We start from the raw sequence: 21742 nt of genomic DNA, 5'->3' as shown, positions 1-21742 counted from the left end.
GGGAGCGCTGTGCGCTATAGTTCCGCAGTAGCTGGCGACGTTTGAAAGCAGTGAGGTGTTGTCATGAATGGGGCAATCGAGTCACAGCCTCTCTCCAGAAGTCAGTGTGCTACTGGTCTACGAACGGCAACGCTTGTGCTTGAGAAATGGCAAGCGTCCAACATTCAGATTTGCAAGATTCTGCGCATTTCTCGCAGCACTCTCTCCCGCACCAAACAAGGCGATGGACAATTGGCTGTTCGCCTTGATTCGGACCAAATGAAGCGGATCAGCTTGGTTCTGAACATTCACGCGGCACTGCGCACTATTTTCGATAACCCCAAGAACCTCTATGGTTTTCCCTCCCTGGCCAACCAAAATGATTTCTTCAATGGCCGCTCTCCCCTTGAAATCATGTCCCAGGGGGACCTGATATCGCTGTACGAGACGTATCGACGAATAGATGCCTTAAGTGTGTGAGTGGCAGGTGGCTGGTCAAACATCCACGAAGAAAGGTCAAACCAACCACCCACTCCATCATTGCTTCAACGATTTGATGGAGACGATGGTGGCCGCCATTCCGTCGGCACGAAACTCAAATGCCACTTTATCTCCAGCCTTCAGGCCCTCTAGTTGTTTGGCCGTTGCATTGAATGCCATAGTCATGGCAGGCCACTGCACGGCCGGCACTGCACCATGGGCGACAGTCACCGTATGTTTAGTGGTGTCGATCGCCTTGATCGTGCCCTCGGCTTTGGCCACAGGAGCCTGCTGGGTCTCCTGCTGAATTTGCATACCTTTCATGGACGTAGCGTCCATCTTCATGCCCGGCATGTCCTCTGCCTGAGCAGAGAGAGACAGAGCGGCAACAGTGCCTGCGACAGCGATGAGAGTCAGTTTCATGCGACTTCTCCTTGAGGAGTGGTAGATATTGCGGGGAGATGCCGGCGGCGCATCAGGCGATAGGCTGCCGGAATAACGAACAGGGATAACAAGGGCGCGGTGACCATGCCACCGACCATGGGTGCAGCGATGCGACTCATGACCTCGCTACCTGTACCGCTACCCAGCAGGATGGGTAACAGCCCAGCGATGATCACGGCCACGGTCATGGCCTTGGGACGAACGCGCTGCACTGCACCTTCGCGTATCGCAGCGACTAGCCCACGCTCGGTGCTGTCACCAATGTCCTCACGTTCGGCCCAGGCGTTCTTCAGGTAGAGCAGCATGATCACCCCGAACTCGGCCGATACGCCGGCCAGGGCGATAAACCCAACGCCGGTGGCCACCGACAGATTGAACCCCAGCAAGTACAGGAACCAGACACCGCCGGAGAGAGCGAATGGCAGCGTTGCCATGATCAGCAAGGCCTCATCGAAGCGGGCGAAGGTCAGGTAGAGCAGTACGAAGATGATCAGCAGCGTGGCCGGTACCACCAGCTTGAGCCTGGCATTGGCCCGCTCAAGAAATTCGAATTGTCCCGAATAGCTCAGGCTCATGCCCGGCTGCAGCTTGACCTGCTCACCGACAGCCTGGCGCAGGTCAGCGACCACCGAAGCAATATCCCGTCCCCGCACATCGATATACACCCAGCCGGAAGGCCGGGCGTTCTCGCTCTTGAGCATTGGCGGACCGTCATTGACCTTGACCTTCGCTACCGTGCCTAGAGTGATCTGGCTCCCTAGCGGAGTGTAGATTGGCAGTCGCTCCAGGGCGCCGAGTGAATCACGCCACTCGCGTGGATAGCGCACGTTGATCGGGAAACGGGCGAGCCCTTCAATGGTCTCACCGATGTTCTCACCTCCGATGGCGCCGGCCACGATCGATTGCACGTCGGCAATATTCAACCCATAGCGAGCAGCTGTCTTACGGTCGATATCGACGTCGATGTAGCGACCGCCAGTCAGGCGCTCGGCCAGGGCTGAACTGACCCCGGGCACCTCTTTGGCCACGCGCTCGACCGCCTGAGTCGCCGCATCGATCTCTGTCAGATTCGCACCGGCAATTTTCACCCCGATGGGGCTCTTGATCCCGGTCGCCAGCATGTCGATGCGATTGCGGATTGGCGGGATCCAGATATTGGTCAGCCCTGGGACACGGACGACCCGATCCAGCTCCTCCACCAGCTTCTCCTGTGTCAGACCGGCACGCCATTGCTCACGTGGTTTGAATTGAATGGTGGTCTCGAACATCTCCAGTGGCGCCGGGTCAGTGGCGGTTTCGGCACGACCGGCTTTACCGAAGACGTGCTCGACCTCTGGCACCGTCTTGATCAGTCGGTCGGTCTGCTGCAACAGCTGTGCTGCCTTTTGCGCCGACAACCCAGGTAACGCCGAAGGCATGTAGAGCAGATCACCTTCATCCAGCGGTGGAAGGAACTCGCCACCCAACCGGGACATTGGCCAGATCGCACTGAGAAACACCAGAAGCGCGGCCAGCATGGTGACTGTTGGTCGACGCAATACCGCATCCAAAGCCGGTTGATAGATCTTGATCAGCCAACGATTCAACGGATTCTCTTCCTCACTGGGAATCCGTCCGCGAATCCAGTAGCCCATCAGCACCGGCACCAGGGTCACTGATAGTCCGGCCGCTGCCGCCATGGCGTAGGTTTTAGTGAAAGCCAGCGGCCCAAACAGACGACCTTCCTGAGCCTCCAGGGTAAACACTGGAATGAATGACAGAGTGATGATCAGCAAGCAGAAGAACAACGCCGGCCCGACTTCGGCCGCTGCTTCGGTCATCACGTGCCAATGATGTTCGCCCTTCAGTTCTTCCCCTGGGTGAGCCTTGTGCCAGGCTTCAACTTTCTTGTGAGCGTTTTCGATCATCACCACCGCGGCATCGACCATGGCGCCGATGGCAATGGCAATCCCACCCAGGGACATGATATTGGCGTTGATGCCCTGGTAACGCATGACGATGAAGGCCATCAATACCCCGACCGGCAGCGAGATAATGGCCACCAGAGATGAGCGCAGGTGCCAGAGGAAGATCCCACAGACCAAGGCGACGACGATGAACTCTTCGAGCAACTTGTGGCTGAGGTTTTCCACTGCGCGATCAATCAGCTTGCTGCGATCGTAGGTCGTGACGATCTCCACCCCGGTGGGCAGGCTTTTTCTCAACTCGTCGAGCTTGGCTTTGACCGCTGCGATGGTTTCACGAGCATTCTTGCCACTGCGCAGAATCACCACACCGCCGACCGTTTCACCCTCACCATCGAGCTCACTGATGCCACGACGCATCTCTGGGCCTAACTGGATCGTCGCCACATCGCCCAGTGTCACCGGCACCCCACCGGCCCCCAGCCTCAGTGGTATCGCGCGAAAGTCATTGAGAGTCTTCAGGTAGCCCGAGGCGCGAACCATGAACTCGGTTTCGGCCATCTCCAGCACCGCACCGCCGGTTTCCTGGTTGGCCTTGCCAATCGCCTCGCTCACCTGCGCCTGGGTGATGCCCTGACTGGCCAGTTTGAGCGGATCGAGCTGCACCTGGTACTGCTTGACCATGCCGCCCACGGTGGCTACTTCCGCCACATTGGGTAGGGTTTTGAGCTCGAACTTGAGAAACCAGTCCTGCAGCGCCCTTAGTTGCGCCAGATCATGCCCTCCGGTGCGGTCCACCAGGGCGTACTGATAGATCCACCCCACTCCAGTGGCATCCGGCCCCAAAGCCGGTTTGGCGCCGGCGGGCAGGCGACTTTGGATCTGACTCAGGTACTCCAGCACCCGCGAGCGGGCCCAATACATATCGGTACCGTTTTCGAACAGCACGTACACGAAGCTGTCGCCGAAAAAGGAATAGCCGCGCACGGTTTTCGCCCCCGGTACTGAGAGCATGGTGGTGGCCAAGGGGTAGGTCACCTGATTCTCGACAATTTGCGGCGCCTGACCCGGGTACGGGGTGCGAATGATCACCTGAACATCGGATAGATCGGGCAGCGCATCGATCGGGGTATTCTGCACCGACCAAACACCCCAGGCCGTGACGAACAACGTGGCCAGCAACACCAGGAAACGGTTAGCGACTGACCAGCGGATAAGGGCAGCGATCATGGTTGCTCCCCTAGTTTTTCCAGGCGCTCAACCCGCAAACCGTCATCGGTCTGACTGACGGACACACGAACCTTGTCGCCCGACTTGAGCCCCTGCATGAGTGCAGGGTCGGCTAACGGAAAGGTCATGGTCATGCCAGGCATACCCAGTGTCTTGAAGGGGCCGTGGGCGATCGTCACGTCTTTGCTATTGATCTGCAGGACTTGTCCCTCCGATTCATGAAGGGCCTGGGCTGCAGTGGAAGATGCTGGAATTTCCAGCGTACTGGCGACAATACCTTTGAGGCTGGCCTCAGAGTCGAGCAGGAACTGGCCTGAGCTGACCACCTGCTGGCCTTCTTGCAGACCTTGCAATACCGCCGTCTTGCCGTCGTTTTCCTGCCCGAGTTGCACTTCAACCGGACGATAACGGCCGGCATCTTCAGCAAGCATCACCAAAGCCCGACGCCCTGTGCGAATGACGGCCTCACTGGGTACCCACAACACACTCTGCTCCGCCGCGCGAGTGAGACTGACTTGTGCCGTCATGCCCGGCCGTAGGCGACCGTCTGGATTAGGTAACTCAACACGCACACGTAGTGTGCGGCTGTCGGGATTGGTTTCCGGGAGAATGGCACTGACGGTGCCGTTAAGCACGACACCGGGAAAGGCTGGCAAGCGTGCTTCCACTGTCTGGCCAACGACGATTGATCCTGTCTCCGATTCGGGAACGGCCACCGCTAGCCAGACGCTGTTCAACCCATTGACACGTGCCAAGGTCTCGCCGGCGGCCACGCTCATGCCCACCCGTACATTCAGCTCCTGAAGCACACCGTCTATGGATGTGGTGAGCGTCAGGGTCGACTGGACGTTACCACTGCGCTCCACTTGGGAGATCAATGCTTGCGGCATCCCACTAAGGCGCAAGCGTTGGCGGGCCGCCGCCAGCAAGCCAGCATCACCATTGCGTTTAAGCGCGAGGAACTCCTCCTGAGCGGCTGCCCATTCCGGTACCAGGATATCCGCCAATGGCTCATTGGCCTTGAGCACATCGCTCGGAGCACGGGCATATACCCGCTCGACGAAACCGCCGGTACGTGCCTGGATCACGGCGACGTCCCGCTCGTTGAATGCCAGCACGCCGACCACGTCCAGGCTGGAGGCGAGGACTCCACGGGTGACAGTGGCCAGACGCAGGCCGAGATTCTGGGTCAGACCGGGGTCGATGCTGATGGCCGCACTGTTCGTTGCCGCGTCGGCGTATTGCGGTACCAACTGCATGTCCATGAAGGGCGACTTGCCCGGTTTGTCGAACTTCTGCTGCGGGTACATCGGATCGTACCAATACAGGGCCTTGCGTTCGTCTTGCGTCTTGGGACTCTGCTCGGCGAGTGCACTAGGCATTGTGTTCATGCGTTGCTGAGCGAACCAGTAACCGCCTGTAACCCCTAATGCGACCGAAAAGCCAGTCAAAACAGCCACTTTCCAGACCCGAGTACTCATTGGCTGGTTTCCCCATAGCTGAAATACAAGCGCGCGTTGGTCAGCGCTCGCTGCTCTTCGACGTCAATTTGTTTGAGGCGGGCTTCGATGAGTTCGCGGCGTGCGGCAACCACTGAGTTCAGATCGCCCTTGCCGGCGCGGTAGCTGGCCATGCTCAACTCGACCTTTTCCTTGGCCAGGGGGACTAGGCTGTCCTGGCTGCGGCTCACGGCACGGTTCAGGCGCTCATAATCGGCCAGATCCGCTTCCAGTTGCTCGGTGTGTTCGCGTATCAGGGCTTCACGCTCGGCTTCCAGTTGATTCAGCTCGGCGTGTCTAGCTGCGACCTTGGGATTTTGTCGCGAGCCGGGGAACAGTGGCAGGTCAAAGGTGAACTGCACGCTGACCATGTCGCCGAACTCCCGCCCGCGGCGTTGGTAATCGAGTTCCCAGCTCCAGTCAGACTGTTTCTCTGCCTCGGCTTCACGCACCTTGGCTTCAGCTTCGCGAGTCATCGGCGCGAAAGCCGCCAGTGCGGGATGGTGTTGCAGCTTATGGGCATAACCTGACGTATCGATGGGCCATTGCGGTAAGACACCCGCTGGCTGGTCGTTGGCCGCGGGGCCAATCCAGCGCTTGAGGGCAGCTCGGGCCTGTGCCCGCAAGCGGATCAGGTCGTCCTGCTGTTCCGCCAACTGGGCTGCCTCCTGCTTCGGTGTTACCGCATCGGCAGGCTGGGCGCGGCCGCCGGCGATTTGGGCGCGGGCGGTATCGGTCAGCAGACGATTTTCTTTGTAGAAATCCTGAAACAGGGTCTCTTTACGTTCGACTGAATAGCTGCTGATCCAGGCCAATGCCGTGGCCTGTCGGACATTCAAACGTTCGACTCGACCTTCAGCCGCGGCGCGATCAACAGCCGCTTCGGCAACCTCGATACGCGCTCGGCGCTTTTCGCGGTTGGGCACTTCCTGCATGACCCCCACCATCTGCATGGTCATGAAGTCCTGGTCGATGCTCCAGCGATCCGGGCCGCCAATGGGGTAGTTCTGTACCCCCAGCAACAATTTGGGGTCGGGCAGTTCGCCGGCGGGGATGGCAGCACTGCTGGCAGCTTGCAGTTTGGCCGCTTGGGCCGTCAGTGACGGGGCATTGTTGTCAGCCAGCCGCAACGCTTCATCGAGTGTCAGGGGGGCGGCTAGGCTAGGCAATGCCAGCACGCTTGCCGCCAAGGCGGCCACGACAAGCCAGCCTGTGCAATAGCGTATGGAGTTCATGCTCACGATTCCTGTGATGTTCCACTGCGCGCCTCTTAGACATGCACGCAGAAATGCCATCCCGCCAAGGCAGGATGAGACTCAGTGTGGTACAGGAATCAGGCGCAGGGCGGTCGCCATACCCCGGACAGGGTTTGGTCAGGCAGGAAGTCGCTGGAGAAGGAAGGCGCTACGGGGCTGGAGAAGGTAACAGGAGGCTTAATGACTGAGACTTGCAGAATGCCGCCAGTCTTGCATTCCTGGCCTGGCTTGCAGGGTTTGCCGTGCTCGGATGGACTTTTCATATCGTTACAACAGTCCATGCCCATGTCGTCCATCATCGCCATGCCCGCCATTTTCATTGGGCAGGGTTCTGTCGGTGCCTGAATGCCCGCCATCCCGCTGAGGGGAAGCGCCAGGCTAATCAGGAAAATGAGGCAGCACCGCAGGTAGCGTTTCATGCGGGGGAGTCTAGTCGTTGGTAACGAACCGGACAATTACAAATGTGTCAGCAAGAGCCCAGTGGCTGGAGCTTGAGGGTCAATACTCTCCCCTCGGGTACAAGGACTCGCTGAACAACCAAACCCAACTCACTGAGCGTGGGAAGTGGTTACCGCTTACGGCCTATCGTCCGGATCATGCTTGGTCGGTTTGACCTTCTGTGTGTCATCGGTAGTCGGCGCATCTTTGTGCATGCCGCGCATACAGAAAATCATCATTAACGGACACAGCAGTAACAGCAAGAATGGAGCGGCGACCACGATCCAGGTTTGAAAAGCCGGAAACAAGGCATAGGCCACCGCCAGGATAATGACTACGCCAACGCCCAGACGGACCATGTTGGGATTATTACGCGTCATGATGCTCTCCTGTGGGCCTGGTTGTGGGAGGTAGGTCATCCAGAACCAGCCCAAGTGGTTGCTCGACGCCATCACAATGCCCGGCCAGATATGACAGGGTTTCGCGCATGATCTGGAGCGTGGTAATACGCCCATTCAGCGCATCGATGTTACTCAGCGAAATGGCCCGAACCTCATTATCAGGACGACTGCGGTCCCGCGAAGTCAGCTTTCGGTTGGTTATCACCCAGCTCTTGAAGAGTTTCTTAGGCATAAGGTTGGACCTTGCCATTGCGGCAAGGTCAAGCAACAGCACGTTTGATTTCCGCCTGATGTGGGTGCCTCTCCTATACTGTTTGCGTTGGCTGGTTCAACACAAATATTCGAGCGCCGTCGGAATATCAAGCAGAGTGCCGGCAGCGTCCCTTTCAGTCACTGTAAGGAGATCTAGCATGGCAATCCGTATTGGCGACGAAGCCCCGAATTTCACCGCTGAAAGCACCGAAGGCCTGATCCACTTCCACGAGTGGATTGGCGAAAAGTGGGCGATCCTGTTCTCGCATCCAAAGGACTTCACTCCTGTGTGCACTACTGAACTCGGTTATATGGCCAAGCTCAAACCGGAGTTCGACAAACGCAGCACCAAGATCGTCGGACTCAGCGTAGATCCGGTCAGCGACCACAAAGCTTGGGTCGGTGACATCCAGGAGACCCAGGGCCATGCAGTCAACTACCCCATGATCGGCGACGAAAACTTGGTAGTGGCTAAGCTCTACGACATGATTCACCCGAATGCCAGTGGCGGCTCACGTACCGCCATGGACAACGCCACCGTGCGTTCGGTGTTCATCATCAGCCCGGATAAGAAGGTCAAGGCGATGCTGATCTATCCGATGAGTGCTGGACGCAACTTTGATGAAGTGTTGCGCCTGCTAGATTCCCTGCAACTGAACGCCAAGTACGCCGTCGCTACGCCGGTGAACTGGCGTCCGGGAGATGACGTCATCATTCCGACTTCTGTATCCGACGAAGACGCGAAGAAGAAATACCCGCAGGGCTTCAAGACGTTGAAGCCTTACCTGCGTACCGTAGCACAACCAAAGTAACAGCAATCCACTAAAGCCCAGTCACCATTGGAGAGTGGATTATGTATATGAGAACGATGCTATGCCGGACGATATCGACTGGCGTGTTGATTGGACTCGCCCACTTGACCGCCGGCGCCGCGACGACGGTCACCTTGAAACATATTCATGGACTGGCCTTCAGTCAGGATGGGCAACAACTATCCATTCCCAGCCATGACGGATTGGCCCTGTACCGTGACGGTCATTGGAGCAAGGCAGTTGGGCCTGAGCATGACTACATGGGCTTTGCTGCCGGTCGTCAGGCAATCTATAGCAGCGGCCATCCTGCTAGCGGTAGCGGTCTAGTCAACCCTCTCGGCCTGATCAAAAGCAGTGACGGTGGAAGTACCTGGCAGCAGCTTGGACTTCAAGGTGAGTCTGACTTCCATCTGTTGGCAAGTGGATTCGACAGCGGAGCCCTCTACGTTTACAACACACGCCCGAACTCGAAAATGACCTCTGCCGGTTTGTACTACAGCCTGAACGATGGAACTACATGGCAGCATGCTTTGGCGCAAGGGATGGATTCAGAGCCGAATGCATTGGCGGTACACCCCTCGGATAGCAAAACAGTCGCAGTGGCGACTAGCAATGGACTGTTTTTATCAAACGATGCTGGTGAGCATTTTCAGCCCATTCTCCAGAATGTACAGGTACTGAGTATCTGCTTCAGTATCGATGGAAAGAGCCTGTGGTTCGGTAGCTATGACAAGCTACCGCAGCTCTCGACCCTCGACTTGAAAACCCATGAGATCAACGCTCTTGGATTGCCATCACTCAATCAGGACGCCGTTGCTTACCTGGCACAGAGCCCAAAAATCCCCCAGGAATGGGCACTGGCGACTATCAAGCGAGACGTATATTTGTCGCAAGACGAAGGAAAGACTTGGACGGCGATCGCTCAAGCGGGGCAAGCCTTGTAACAAGGGGTGGTGATCAGCGATTAGGCGTATTAAGTGGCTTTCCATGCCAGAACGCCTTTACCAGATGGCCTGCCGGTTGGGCCGTGGTTCCGATCATTAGTAAAATTCGTGACAACACTGCGGATCACGTTTTAGAGGTGGTGCAGCCGGTGAAAAGTGGCTCTTACAGTTCACCTTCTAGGTTTTCGTCAATCGTTACACCAACGTCTATGTCGCACTCATTTCCATTTCTGGACTTAAAGTACCTAGCCATGCAACAAGACAAATGATGATTACTGCCATTGAAAACTCGAATGTCATGCTGCGACGTAAAGCATTAATCGCGACAGAGTATTCGCCATTTTTTACTGAGCGCTCCAATAGCGGGCTCAGATGAAAACGGTTAAGAATGGCTAACACGATCATTCCAGAGAATAGAAGAACTTTCAAAAATAGCAGTTGGCCATAAGTGCTGAGCATGACCTCATCAAGGTTCGGACCGACGATGAAAAGGTAGTTCACTACACCAGTAATGCTTATGATCACCACAATCACCGCACCGGCTGTTTCAAAACCCGTTAGTACTCGAGCAAGAATCCGAGCGTCTTGTTCGCCTTTCAGTGATTTCAAACGCAGCAGTAATGCGAATGCTGCTAGAGCCCCCAACCAACCACCTGCGGCTAGAAGGTGGAAGATATCGCTGATGAAGTGCCAATAGCGACGGCTCCCCTCATCCATAGCCCCGTGCCCTGTCCACGCCAGTGTTGCTAGCGCGATGGCGGCAGAGACGGTGACGACCCAGAGGCTGACTGTCGGCATGCGTTTATTCAGTGCGACACCTATAATGGCCATCACCAGAGCAGCTATTCGGATCATCCAGGTCAAGCCGACGTCAGTCCCCATGATGACCATTTCAAAAATATGGTGATGCAGCTCCATGAACCCCGATACACCGCTCATTGCTTTCGCAAGAAGACACATGGCAACAAGGGATAGAGCTACACCTAAGGCGGAAGTAGCGTAAAGGAGCGACTCAAAGTTCAAGACCGTGCCCGATAGCCTTTCTTTTCCCCTGAGGCTGTACAGACCGAAGATCGCCAATCCGAACAACAACATCAGGTCGAAATAAAGAGCAAAACGAACTACAATATTAATTGAGTCGCTCATGAATCATTTCACTTTAAAAGAGAAGTTACTGGTAATTGGATGGGTGTCCGAGGAGACGGCACGCCATTCAACTTTGTAAGTGCCAGTCGTCAGTGGCGCAGCAGGAGTAATTACCATCGTTTTTGGATCAGCACCTCCAGAGACACTGGCCTTTACACCCATTGGAGAGTTTGGCATGCCGGGCATATCGGTCATGATCAATTTTGCACCCGAGAACTGAGTCGTCAGGTTTTCAGAGAAGTGCAGCTCAATTTTCGCCGGTGCAGCTGCATTCGAGCCTTCTGCGGGAGTGGATGACAAAAGCTTTGGATGTGCTTGAGCAACAGCACTCAGAAGCAAACCGGCGGTCAGCGCAACAGCTACGGTGGTAGTTTTAAGGAATGACATGCAAGACTCCTCACAGCAAGAGCTGTTGGTTCGAGGTTTGTTTAGAAGATATCTAGTTTTTACTTTTCGATTCTTGTTAAAACCACTGATGAACCGTTAGTAAACTCTGTGTCCTTGGCCGGACTAAATACGAGGCCTTCACTAGGATTCCAACGCCACAGTGCAAGCACACGATGCCACAGGGACGCGAACTGTTCGATTACATTTCAGTCAGCTTGGATCAGGCTTTTGGCCAGCAATTTGGATGCGCAAAGACGCTTGGCTCAGCGCCTGAAGCGAACGCGTCCGATCAGGGTGTGACGTTCCTAAACCGCTCTCATCCCAATACTAGGCAACTCTATATGGAAAGCAGTTTTTCCATCGGATGAAGTGCACCATATTTTGCCCTCATGCGCCTCGACAATTGATCTAGTGATCGATAAGCCTAGCCCAGCATTACTCGGACTTCCTTCTCGACGTGCAGGATCTACACGGTAAAAACGATCAAACAGTTTTTCTAGGTGTTCGGGCGCAATCGTTGCTCCAGGGTTTTCTACGACGATCAACGTCGACATCCCTTTCTGCTGAAGATCAATATTGATGCACTGCCCTTCAGGGGTATACCGCAGTGCATTTGAAAGCAGATTCGAGATGGCTCTGTGTAGCATGAGAACATCGCCTCGAACACTGCCTCGTCCAGAAACTGTGAGACTGATACCTCGCTCATCGGCCAACAAGCGGTAGTACTCAATGAGTTTCTCCACGATCTCCAAGAGTTCTATCGATTTATTCTCGTGCGTGATCAGGCCATTGTCAGATTTTGCTAGGAAGAGCATGTCGTCGATCATCCGCCCCATGCGCTTCAAGTCATCGAGATTGGAATAAAGATTGTCTTCATAATCCTCGATATTTCTTTTTCTAGAGAGCACGACTTCCGTATGAGTCATCAAGTTGCTCACTGGGGTTCGCAGCTCATGAGCAATATCCGCAGAAAAGTTTGACAACCGAACAAAGGCATCATCCAACCTGGCTAACATCGCGTTAAACGAAAGCACCATATTTTGAAGTTCTTTGGGTACAGGCGCTAAGGGAATGCGCTCTTTAAGCGATTTGGCTGACATTGAGGCCGCAACCTCCGTCACCTGTCGGATAGGGCGCAGACCGCTGCTGGCAACCATCCAGCCAAGCGCGGCACTCACAAGTGCGCTGATCACCAACCCTATCCAGAACCATCGTTCAAGCGTTTCGAAGAAGGACATGTGCTGGGTAACGTCATAAACCAAGATGACCGTCAGTGGCTTATCCTGCCCCGCAACGATGGCTTGTGCCGTCACCCCCCGGTACATCTGCTCCTGGTCACGCCATTCCCAGACGTTGTTGTTTGGAGTCGTGCGGAACTTTTCCGGAACATTCATCGGTCCTGGGTCAGCAAAAAGTAACTTGCCATCACTATCGATTATCAGGGCCGTTAAATCCCGATGAGCCCCGAGTAAAGCCTCAAGCTCAGGCTTGAACTCGCTGAATTGATCGATGCTGTTCATTCCAGTCAGAATTCTTTGGGTCGAGTGGAGCTTCTCGTTCAGCGCCTGCTGATCAAGCATCTTGAAATGATGCCGGCTGAGGTTATTAAAACTGAGTCCGGCGACGGTAAGTACAGCCGTTACCGCAAGCATGAACATCAGGCTCATACGAGTAGTCAGAGACATCCGCGTCATTCCGACTCCGAGTCTGGTGCGTCGAGCATGTAGCCCATACCTCGAGAGGTATGGATCAGCTTGACCTCAAAGTCATCATCAATTTTGGCTCGGAGTCTCCTCACCGCGACCTCAATCACGTTGGTGTCACTGTCAAAATTCATGTCCCAAACCTGAGAGGCAATAAGCGACTTGGGAAGCACCTCTCCGCGACGACGCAATAGCAACTCAAGCAGTGCAAACTCCTTGGCGGTAAGGTCTATACGCTTCCCACCGCGAATAGCCCTACGCTTGAGCAGATCGACCTCAAGATCAGCCAACTTCATGTGCGTCTGTGAAGGAGCGCTGTTACCTCGGCGCAGTAGGGTCCGGACACGGGCCAGTAATTCGGAAAAGGCGAAGGGCTTAATCAAGTAGTCATCTGCTCCGAGTTCAAGCCCCTTCACTCGGTCCTCGACCCGATCTCGTGCTGTCAAAAACAGCACAGGCACATCCTTCCCTGATGCGCGTACCTTCTGCAGCACTTCCCAACCATCCATACCTGGCATCATGACGTCGAGAATCAACAGGTCATATGCCTCACTCAGCGCATGCTGAAGAGCTACCTTGCCATTGGTGAAACGGTCAACGTTGAACCCAGCCTCGGTAAGGCCCTGCTGCAAATAGATACCTATTTTTGGTTCGTCTTCGGCAACCAGAAGTCTCATGGCATGGCTCTCAAATAGTTATGGCGTGAAGTCTGCAACGAAAAACTTCAGCCAACCAGCAACTGACAGAAAAGTAATATTGGCTTCAGGTGGATGTCAGCCAGCCCTGTCTAGGGTTCAGCGTGTAGCACCGTCGAGTGCTGGAATCAGCTCTTCACAAAACCTAGAAGAGTCAGACGAAATGTCCACCAGGAGTGGCCCTCATGAATTCCCTAAAAACGTTTTTCTTTGTGAGCTCAATCCTCGTCTCTGCCTCTGCGCTGGCTGAAAGTGGTGGTGATCGAGTGATGGAACGCATGGAGAGTATGCGCAATAGAGCTGAAGCCACCCTACAGCAAGCCGAAAAAGCCCCGGAAGGGCAGCGTCACGTACACATGGCCGAGCACATGAAAATGCTGGGTGAGATCATGACTCAACTCCATCAGGATCATCCCGACGCCTCCATGTCACCTCAACAGCATCTGGCCTGGATGGAAAAGCACGACAAAATTGTCGATGACGTTTTGAATCAAATGCAGCGAGAACACAAATTGATGCTTTCAGAAAACCATCAATAAACCCGAGGTATTCAATGTATTTATTTGAGAAGTCCCGTTGAACACTGAGTTACCAACCGCCGAGTTTTACGTAAACAACTGACAGAATTGTAGTGTTCAGGTCAGGTAGCTGGCAGCTTCGAGACTTTAGCATCGCCAGTGTTTCTCTCTCGCTCTTGAGGTCACCATGAAAGCTAAGTTCATTACCCCAGTCCTAGCTGCAGTAACCCTTCTTTTCGGCATTACGGCTATGGCTAGTATAGGCCATGGGAAAGATGACATTGGTCAACCAGGAATGGTGACCGACGTTACTCGCACGATTGAAGTAAAAATGGGCGATATTTTTTTTGACGCCAAAGCCATTGATGTCAAACCAGGCGAAACGATTCGGTTCGTCCTACGCAATGATGGCTCTCTCCTCCATGAGTTCAATATCGGCAAAGCAGCTGCCCACGCCGCACACCAAGCTGAGATGACGGCTATGTTTCAGAACGGAACGCTGAGCCCTACTGGCGTAGGGCGGGCGATGAATGATATGGAGCACAGCATGGGAGGTATGAAGAAGGTTGGGATGGAGCATAACGACCCCAACAGTGTTCTGATCGAACCAGGCACAACCAAGGAACTGATTTGGACTTTTACCAAAAGCACAGGGCTAGAGTTTGCCTGCAACGTACCCGGCCACTACCAGTCTGGAATGGTTGGTCAGTTTGAAATGAAGTAAACATTCGCTGCTTGATATCACTGTACCTAAGCGAGCATTGACTATTCTGCCCCCCAGAGTCCTCACTGCTTGCTTAAATGTTGGAATCAACGTCATGAATAATCATCAGCACTCAAATGAAAGTCCTCCTTCAAGGTTCTGGAGGAGCAAAGCAGGCGTGGTGCTGATCATGCTCTTTGTGATCGGCATCTTTTATGTGGTGCGGGAACACTTTGCCCACGCCTCTCCATATTTGCCTTATCTGATTCTTTTGATCTGTCCTTTGATGCATTTCTTTGGACATGGTCAGCATGGAAGTAAGACAAAAATCGACAGGGATGAGAAGGAGAAATAGCCATGCCCCCAAGCCATCATATCCACGATCACCTCCATTCCAAAAAACCTCTCGATGGTGGTCCGCGGGATCCGGTGTGCGGAATGGCAGTAACCCCGCCGAGTCCGTTTGACGAAACTTATGAGGGGAAGGCATATCAATTTTGCAGCTTCAAATGCCAAGAGAAGTTCCGGATAGATCCTGAACGTTATGCGCAGCACAAAACGAGGTCGCCCCATGCCAGCCATCCTGATCCGTCACTGACCACGCAGTCTGGAAGAGAATTCACTTGCCCTATGCACCCAGAAATACGTGAGCCTGGGCCCGGCATCTGCCCAAAGTGTGGCATGGCGCTAGAACCGGTCATGCCCACCCTTGATGAAGAAGACAACCCTGAACTTAAGGACTTCGCCCGGCGCTTCTGGTGGACACTACCGTTAACGGTGATTGTGACCGTTCTCGCTATGACAGGACATTCCTGGCACCTCTTTCAGGGATCGATTCAAAACTGGGTGGAACTTGTCCTCGCAACGCCAGTAACCCTGTGGGCAGGCTGGCCCTTTTTTGTCAGGGGGGTAGCGTCTGTTCAGCATCGCACCCCAAACATGTGGACACTGATAGGCTTGGGTACCGCTGCGGCCTATCTTTACAGTGTTGTGGCCACTCTTCTCCCTCAAAGCTTCCCAACCACCTTCCTGCAAGGGGGTCGTATCGGCGTCTACTTCGAAGCCGCTGCCGTGATCATCTCGCTCACCCTGCTCGGGCAAATACTTGAGCTCAAAGCTCGATCGCAAACCTCGGCCGCCATAAAATCCCTCCTGAGCCTTTCTCCAAAGACTGCTCGCAGAATCAAGATTGATGGCCAAGAGGAAGACATTCCTCTTACCCATCTGCACCAAGGAGATCACCTGCGAGTTAGACCCGGTGAAAAAGTGCCTGTTGATGGCACTGTGCTGGAGGGGGAAAGCGCCGTCGACGAGTCAATGCTGACTGGCGAACCAGTACCTGTCATGAAAAGAACAGGAGACAGCTTGATCGGAGCGACCCTAAATACTCATGGCAGCCTGGTAATGGTGGCCCAGAAGGTAGGCACCGAAACTACGCTGTCGCAAATCGTACAGATGGTCGCCAGAGCTCAGCGCTCAAAGGCACCAATGCAACGCATGGCTGATGTGATTGCAGGCTACTTCGTAACGGGGGTCATCGCGATAGCGCTACTGACGCTCTTGGGCTGGGGGCTCTTGGGGCCAGAGCCCAGTTGGGTCTTTGGTCTGATCAATGCTGTCGCTGTTCTGATCATTGCCTGCCCCTGTGCTCTGGGGTTAGCGACCCCGATGTCGATAATGGTCTCTACGGCGAAAGCTGCCAGCGTAGGGGTGCTATTCCGAGATGCAAGTGCCATAGAGAACCTTTGCAAGATAAATACGCTAGTCGTCGATAAAACCGGCACGTTGACGGAAGGGCGCCCAGTGTTTCACAGCGTGGAAGCCACTCCGGACTTCGGTCCAAACGATGTCCTTCAACTAGCTGCCAGCCTTGATCAAGGCAGCGAACATCCGCTCGCTCATGCAATCGTGGCTCATGCGCATGCTGAAAAGCTTGTGCTGACCAAGCCTGAGTCCTTCGAGTCAAGCTCTGGTATTGGGGTCAGCGGCCTGATTAATGGAAAAAAGATCCAACTCGGAAATACCGTATTGATGGAGGCCGCCGGCGTAAGTACCAAACCTCTCCAGTTTCGCTCAGAGCAACTAAGACTTGAAGGTATCAGCATTATCTACCTAGCTGTCGACGGGAAATTGGCCGGGTTGCTAGCAGTGGCAGACCCAATCAAGTCGACCTCAAAAGAAGCTGTCATCAAACTTAAGGCAGATGATGTGAAAGTCATTATGGCCACTGGAGACGGCCTCACCACTGCTCGTGCGGTGGCTAAAGAGATGGGCATCGAGGAGGTTCATGGTGAGGTGAAACCTCAAGATAAGGAACGCCTGGTCGAGGATCTTCAGCAGTATGGTCGTAAGGTTGCAATGGCTGGTGACGGTATCAATGATGCTCCGGCCCTGGCCCGAGCAGATGTGGGAATCGCAATGGGGACGGGGACAGACGTTGCGATGAACAGCGCTCAACTCACCCTGGTTAAAGGTGATCTGATGGGGATCCTTCGAGCGCGCGCCCTTTCGGTTGCAACGGTAAAAAACATGCGGCAAAACTTGGGTTTTGCCTTCCTTTACAATGCGCTGGGCGTTCCGCTCGCGGCTGGACTACTTTACCCACTGACAGGCCATCTCCTATCACCCATGATCGCCGCGATTGCTATGAGTGTGAGTTCAGCGTCGGTTGTTTTTAACGCATTGAGACTGAGAAACGTCAGAATTGAATAACCCCGTTTGATTGTGTAGGTCGGCACATAACTCCTCTTGACCGTCCCATAGCGTCAACGTTAAGGCCGTATCTGTGGCTAGAGAAACCGCCAAGTACAAAAAGTAACTATGTACGTTTTAAATGTATCAGGTATTGATTGTGACAGCGGTGTAAGTAAGATCACCAAATCGGTTCAGTCGATGGGTAGCGACGAGATCGTTTCGGTAGACAGTACTGTTAGTAAAGTTAAAGTAGAGAATAGCGAACGACCAGAGCGAGTTAGGGAAGCAGTTGACGCACTTGGTTTCCCTGCTGAGTTCAGAGCCTGAGGGTACTGATTTATGCTAGCAAATTCCGAGAAATATTCGCTTATTACTTATTGATCGAGGAGGTTGAACACTAGAACCCCAAGAAATAAAAGTGTACAAATAGCAAGCGTCAGTATTAATAGCTTTTCGTCATTGCTTTTCATAAAACTACCTTCTAATAGCATGGTATGTCTACGTAGATAGCCTCACCAACAGTATACCGAACTGCTTTTAATCAACTCAATCATCTAGATTGCTCGTTGAATTTTCAATCCCGCTCTAAGACGTCATAGTTTGGCCAAACTCACTACGGCAACAGATGGCGAGAAAACTCTAGGGCACGTCACAAAAAACACACCTGACAGAAACGTAATCTTCGCCTAAGGTTTCTGACAGGGGAAGAGTCTTAATGTTACTTCACCCCCCAAGAATCAAGGTCCGAATTGGATTCAGTGGGGTGACCCAAACTCATCTGAGGATCCCCAAAATGAACTCCATCAAAACTGTTTTTGTCATTGCTGCTCTGACCCTCTCCTCTCTGGCTATGGCCGAAGGAGGTGGCGATCGGACATTCGCGCGCATGGAAGCGGCCAGGAAGGACTCAATGGAATCGTACCAAGTTGCTCAAAAGCAAAGCCCCCAAACACCCGTAGTAGACAGCAAAGACAAAGCCGTCGAGCACGACAAATGTTGATAAGCATGCGTCCCAAGCTGACAGAAATGTAATCACTGTGGCGGATCAATTGTGGCAACTTCTGAGCTCGCTCGCCGTACCAATTCGTCGTTGGTTGCGGCCGGCGGAGCTCATCTGGGGCGAACACCAACGCCCACGAAAATGCCTTCAACTTGTATGAGCAATTCATGGGTTGTTTCGCACATCTTCCCTTTTGACTGATTGGACAAAAATGGCATGAACTCCAAAACCTCTAGACGGACATTCGTGAAAGGCTTAGCCGCAGGCGGCATTCTTAGCAGCCTGGGTTTGTGGCGCACCCCAGTTTGGGCAGTGACCAGTCCTGGTCTTCCAAGCGTACTGACTGGCAACGAATTTGATCTGTTTATTGGTGAAACCCCTGTAAACATCACTGGTTCAGCGCGTACCGCGATGACCATTAACGGTACATTGCCGGGGCCGTTACTTCGCTGGCGCGAGGGAGAGACCGTTACACTGCGTGTAAAAAACCGCCTCGACCAAGACACCTCGATTCATTGGCACGGGATAATCCTCCCAGCCAATATGGATGGTGTACCGGGACTGAGCTTTCACGGTATTGCTCCCAATGGCATGTACGAATACAAATTCAAGGTTCATCAAAACGGTACGTACTGGTACCACAGCCACTCAGGCCTACAGGAACAGGCGGGTGTTTATGGACCGATAGTGATCGACTCCAAAGAGCCAGAGCCCTTCAAGTACGACCGTGATTACGTGGTGATGCTGACTGATTGGACTGATGAAGATCCTCGTCGTGTCATGGCCAAGCTCAAGAAACAGTCGGGCTACTACAACCACCACAAACGTACCGTTAGTGACTTCATCAATGATGTCAGCAGTAACGGTTGGTCCGCGACAGTAGCAGATCGGAAAATGTGGGCTGAAATGAACATGAGCCCTACCGACCTCGGCGATGTCAGCGGGGATACCTACACCTATCTCATGAATGGTCAGGCCCCTAACGGCAACTGGACCGGCATCTTCAAACCGGGCGAGAAGCTGCGATTGCGCTTCATCAACGGCTCAGCTATGAGCTATTTCGATGTTCGTATTCCTGGTTTGAAAATGACCGTGGTAGCCGCCGATGGCCAACACGTCAAATCGGTCAGCGTCGACGAGTTTCGCATCGCCGTGGCAGAAACCTATGACGTAATCGTAGAACCTGCCAGCGAAGAGGCTTACACCATCTTCGCCCAGTCCATGGATCGAACCGGTTATGCACGTGGAACCCTGGCGGTACGTGAAGGATTGACCGCGCCAATACCGCAGATCGACCCACGCCCTATCATCACCATGGATGACATGGGAATGGGCGGTATGGCCGGCATGGACCATGGCAGCATGGCAGGCATGGGAAGTGGCGATATGTCTGGCATGGCCGGCATGGATCACAGCAAGATGGTCGGTATGGCCCAAGGGAATATGACTGGTATGACAGGAATGGACAGTGGCGATATGTCCAACATGGCCGGAATGGACCACAGCAAGATGACGGGCATGGACAAAGGCGACATGTCCAACATGGGTGGCATGGATCACAGCAAGATGGCTGGAATGGACCATGGCGACATGTCTGGCATGGGCGGCATGGGTGCAGAGATGCAGACTCACCCAGCCTCCGAAACCAACAATCCCTTGGTTGATATGCAAGCCATGACCCCAACGCCGAAGCTAAACGACCCTGGCATTGGTTTACGGAACAATGGTCGTCGTGTACTTACCTACTCTGACCTGAGGAGTACATTCCAAGATCCTGATGGTCGCGAGCCCAATCGCACCATCGAGTTGCATCTGACCGGCCACATGGAGAAATTCTCGTGGTCATTCAACGGCATCAAGTTCTCTGACGCAGAGCCACTTCGCCTCAAGTACGGTGAGCGCCTGCGCATCACCCTGGTGAACGACACCATGATGACCCACCCCATCCACCTCCACGGTATGTGGAGCGACCTTGAGGATGAGAGCGGTAAGTTCATGGTACGCAAACATACGATCGATATGCCGCCAGGCACCAAACGCAGCTATCGTGTCACGGCCGATGCCTTGGGTCGTTGGGCCTACCACTGCCACCTGCTTTTCCATATGGAAATGGGCATGTTCCGTGAAGTGCGGGTCGATGAGTAAAGGAGACGATCTATGAGCACATACCGAAATCGTAAATCGCTGGTGAGTTGCGTCTTTGCTGTTGGGCTGTTGGGTGGCGTTTCACCCTTGGTACTGGCAGCGGACATGACTGGACAGATGGATCCTTCGATGGCCATGCCATCGAGCGAGGATTCAAAGCCGTCGACAACGCCACAGGCCAAGCCCGTCAAATCGAAAGACCATCCAATGGATCACTCCAAGATGGATCACGGCTCAATGGGCGCCATGGATCACAGCATGATGAATATGGGCGACGGGCAAATGGATGGGATGGAGAGTATGGACGGGGGTGCAACCACTACCAGTCGCCCCCCTATTCCAGTGCTTACCGATGCCGATCGCGCCGCAGCCTTCCCCCCGGTCGCCGGGCATGGGGTTCATGATAAGAGCCTCAACTCTTTCATCTTGCTTGATAAGTTCGAATATCAGGACGCCGACAATGGTAGTGCTTTGGCCTGGGATGCCAAGGGATGGATCGGTGGTGACATTGATCGCCTGTGGCTGCGCTCCGAAGGTGAACGTACAAATGGCGTAACGGAAAGCGCTGAACTCCAAGCACTCTGGGGACATGCAATCACTCCATGGTGGGATGTCGTCACCGGCGTACGTCAAGACTTCAAACCCGGTTCGCCACAGACCTGGGGGGCTTTCGGCATTCAGGGCATGGCCCTCTACAACTTTGAAGCCGAAGCAACGGCCTTCATCGGCGAGAATGGTCAAACCGCTGCTCGGTTTGAAGGTGACTATGACATTCTGCTGACCAATCGCCTGATCTTACAACCAACAGTCGAAGCGAACCTTTACGGGAAGAACGATCCTCAGCGCAGTATCGGTTCCGGTTTGGCTAACACCGAAGTAGGCCTACGGTTGCGCTATGAAATTATCCGTGAATTTGCTCCCTATATCGGCGTTTCCTGGAGCCGCTCCTATGGAAAAACTGCCGATCTGGCCAGCGACGAAGGCGAGAAAACCAACGAGGCTAAATTTGTAGCCGGCATCAGGATGTGGTTTTGAACCAGGGGGAGAACTCTTCCCTATCCAACCAATACTTTCATTCAGGGGGCGAAACTTCGTTTGAGCCGTCTGCACGA

General features: G+C 54.1%; 21 protein-coding genes. 11 read left to right on the top strand and 10 right to left on the bottom strand.

Translation table 11 applies throughout. The features are described 5' to 3' along the window. The first annotated feature begins 63 nt into the window (after positions 1-63). Positions 64-459: an antitoxin Xre-like helix-turn-helix domain-containing protein gene (locus tag LXM55_RS12600; RefSeq protein WP_233320667.1), complete on the top strand. Its 396-nt coding sequence runs from the start codon at positions 64-66 to the stop codon at positions 457-459. A 57-nt stretch (positions 460-516) separates the two neighbouring features. Here the strand turns inward: LXM55_RS12600 and LXM55_RS12595 are convergent, their stop codons facing one another. The 6 genes from LXM55_RS12595 to LXM55_RS12570 all read right to left on the bottom strand — a co-directional run bounded on the left by LXM55_RS12595 (position 517) and on the right by LXM55_RS12570 (position 7610). Then, the gene (locus LXM55_RS12595; protein WP_233320666.1) at positions 517-882 is read right to left on the bottom strand and encodes a copper-binding protein; all 366 of its coding nucleotides are present in this window, start codon (positions 880-882) and stop codon (positions 517-519) included. After that, complete coding sequence (locus LXM55_RS12590) at positions 879-4037, bottom strand: efflux RND transporter permease subunit (protein WP_233320665.1); 3159 nt, start codon at positions 4035-4037, stop codon at positions 879-881. Before LXM55_RS12590 ends, LXM55_RS12595 begins: the two co-directional genes overlap by 4 nt. Beyond that, positions 4034-5518, bottom strand: coding sequence for an efflux RND transporter periplasmic adaptor subunit (locus LXM55_RS12585; protein WP_233320664.1), 1485 nt, complete (start codon positions 5516-5518; stop codon positions 4034-4036). The genes LXM55_RS12590 and LXM55_RS12585 overlap by 4 nt, the downstream gene beginning before the upstream one ends. Further along, positions 5515-6771, bottom strand: coding sequence for a TolC family protein (locus LXM55_RS12580; RefSeq protein ID WP_233320663.1), 1257 nt, complete (start codon positions 6769-6771; stop codon positions 5515-5517). The genes LXM55_RS12585 and LXM55_RS12580 overlap by 4 nt, the downstream gene beginning before the upstream one ends. 98 nt (positions 6772-6869) lie before the next feature. After that, entirely contained in the window at positions 6870-7211 is a 342-nt protein-coding gene (locus LXM55_RS12575; RefSeq protein ID WP_233320662.1) for a hypothetical protein, read from the bottom strand. A gap of 156 nt (positions 7212-7367) precedes the next feature. Next, entirely contained in the window at positions 7368-7610 is a 243-nt protein-coding gene (locus LXM55_RS12570; RefSeq protein ID WP_233320661.1) for a DUF2933 domain-containing protein, read from the bottom strand. Positions 7611-8041: 431 nt separating this feature from the next. Here LXM55_RS12570 and LXM55_RS12565 point away from each other — a divergent pair, with 431 nt between their 5' ends. Both LXM55_RS12565 and LXM55_RS12560 read left to right on the top strand, forming a co-directional pair. Next, positions 8042-8695, top strand: a complete 654-nt coding sequence (locus LXM55_RS12565) for a peroxiredoxin (RefSeq protein WP_233320660.1) — start codon at positions 8042-8044, stop codon at positions 8693-8695. A 104-nt stretch (positions 8696-8799) separates the two neighbouring features. Then, complete coding sequence (locus tag LXM55_RS12560) at positions 8800-9639, top strand: F510_1955 family glycosylhydrolase (protein ID WP_233320659.1); 840 nt, start codon at positions 8800-8802, stop codon at positions 9637-9639. A gap of 207 nt (positions 9640-9846) precedes the next feature. Here LXM55_RS12560 and copD read toward each other — a convergent pair whose 3' ends face one another. From copD to LXM55_RS12540, 4 genes are all read right to left on the bottom strand, one after another. Further along, positions 9847-10785, bottom strand: coding sequence for a copper homeostasis membrane protein CopD (gene copD, locus LXM55_RS12555; RefSeq protein ID WP_233320658.1), 939 nt, complete (start codon positions 10783-10785; stop codon positions 9847-9849). A 3-nt stretch (positions 10786-10788) separates the two neighbouring features. After that, entirely contained in the window at positions 10789-11172 is a 384-nt protein-coding gene (copC, locus tag LXM55_RS12550) for a copper homeostasis periplasmic binding protein CopC (protein ID WP_233320657.1), read from the bottom strand. A 305-nt stretch (positions 11173-11477) separates the two neighbouring features. Then, the gene (locus LXM55_RS12545) at positions 11478-12866 is read right to left on the bottom strand and encodes a heavy metal sensor histidine kinase (protein WP_233320656.1); all 1389 of its coding nucleotides are present in this window, start codon (positions 12864-12866) and stop codon (positions 11478-11480) included. Next, positions 12863-13552 carry a heavy metal response regulator transcription factor gene (locus LXM55_RS12540; protein ID WP_233320655.1) on the bottom strand — a complete coding sequence of 230 codons (690 nt, stop codon included), beginning with the start codon at positions 13550-13552 and terminating at the stop codon, positions 12863-12865. Before LXM55_RS12540 ends, LXM55_RS12545 begins: the two co-directional genes overlap by 4 nt. Positions 13553-13755: 203 nt before the next feature. Here LXM55_RS12540 and LXM55_RS12535 point away from each other — a divergent pair, with 203 nt between their 5' ends. The 8 genes from LXM55_RS12535 (at position 13756) to LXM55_RS12500 (ending at position 21665) form a co-directional block, all read left to right on the top strand. After that, on the top strand, positions 13756-14109 hold the full coding sequence (locus tag LXM55_RS12535; RefSeq protein WP_233320654.1) for a co-regulatory protein PtrA N-terminal domain-containing protein: 354 nt from the start codon (positions 13756-13758) through the stop codon (positions 14107-14109). Between the two features lie 166 nt (positions 14110-14275). Next, complete coding sequence (locus tag LXM55_RS12530) at positions 14276-14812, top strand: cupredoxin domain-containing protein (protein WP_233320653.1); 537 nt, start codon at positions 14276-14278, stop codon at positions 14810-14812. Between the two features lie 94 nt (positions 14813-14906). Continuing rightward, positions 14907-15146: a DUF2933 domain-containing protein gene (locus LXM55_RS12525; RefSeq protein WP_233320652.1), complete on the top strand. Its 240-nt coding sequence runs from the start codon at positions 14907-14909 to the stop codon at positions 15144-15146. A 2-nt stretch (positions 15147-15148) separates the two neighbouring features. After that, positions 15149-17503, top strand: coding sequence for a heavy metal translocating P-type ATPase (locus LXM55_RS12520; RefSeq protein ID WP_233320651.1), 2355 nt, complete (start codon positions 15149-15151; stop codon positions 17501-17503). Between the two features lie 108 nt (positions 17504-17611). Continuing rightward, positions 17612-17812 (top strand): heavy-metal-associated domain-containing protein, encoded by a 201-nt coding sequence (locus LXM55_RS12515; RefSeq protein ID WP_233320650.1) that lies wholly within the window; start codon positions 17612-17614, stop codon positions 17810-17812. A gap of 466 nt (positions 17813-18278) precedes the next feature. After that, the gene (locus LXM55_RS12510; RefSeq protein ID WP_233320649.1) at positions 18279-18485 is read left to right on the top strand and encodes a co-regulatory protein PtrA N-terminal domain-containing protein; all 207 of its coding nucleotides are present in this window, start codon (positions 18279-18281) and stop codon (positions 18483-18485) included. A gap of 216 nt (positions 18486-18701) precedes the next feature. Further along, positions 18702-20630, top strand: coding sequence for a copper resistance system multicopper oxidase (locus tag LXM55_RS12505; RefSeq protein WP_233320648.1), 1929 nt, complete (start codon positions 18702-18704; stop codon positions 20628-20630). Positions 20631-20642: 12 nt separating this feature from the next. Continuing rightward, complete coding sequence (locus tag LXM55_RS12500; RefSeq protein ID WP_325169897.1) at positions 20643-21665, top strand: copper resistance protein B; 1023 nt, start codon at positions 20643-20645, stop codon at positions 21663-21665. The last annotated feature ends 77 nt before the right edge of the window (positions 21666-21742 follow it).

The sequence above is a fragment of the Pseudomonas sp. Au-Pse12 genome (assembly GCF_021341665.1).
Classification (GTDB): domain Bacteria; phylum Pseudomonadota; class Gammaproteobacteria; order Pseudomonadales; family Pseudomonadaceae; genus Aquipseudomonas.
This window is presented reverse-complemented; position numbering and strand designations above follow the sequence as displayed.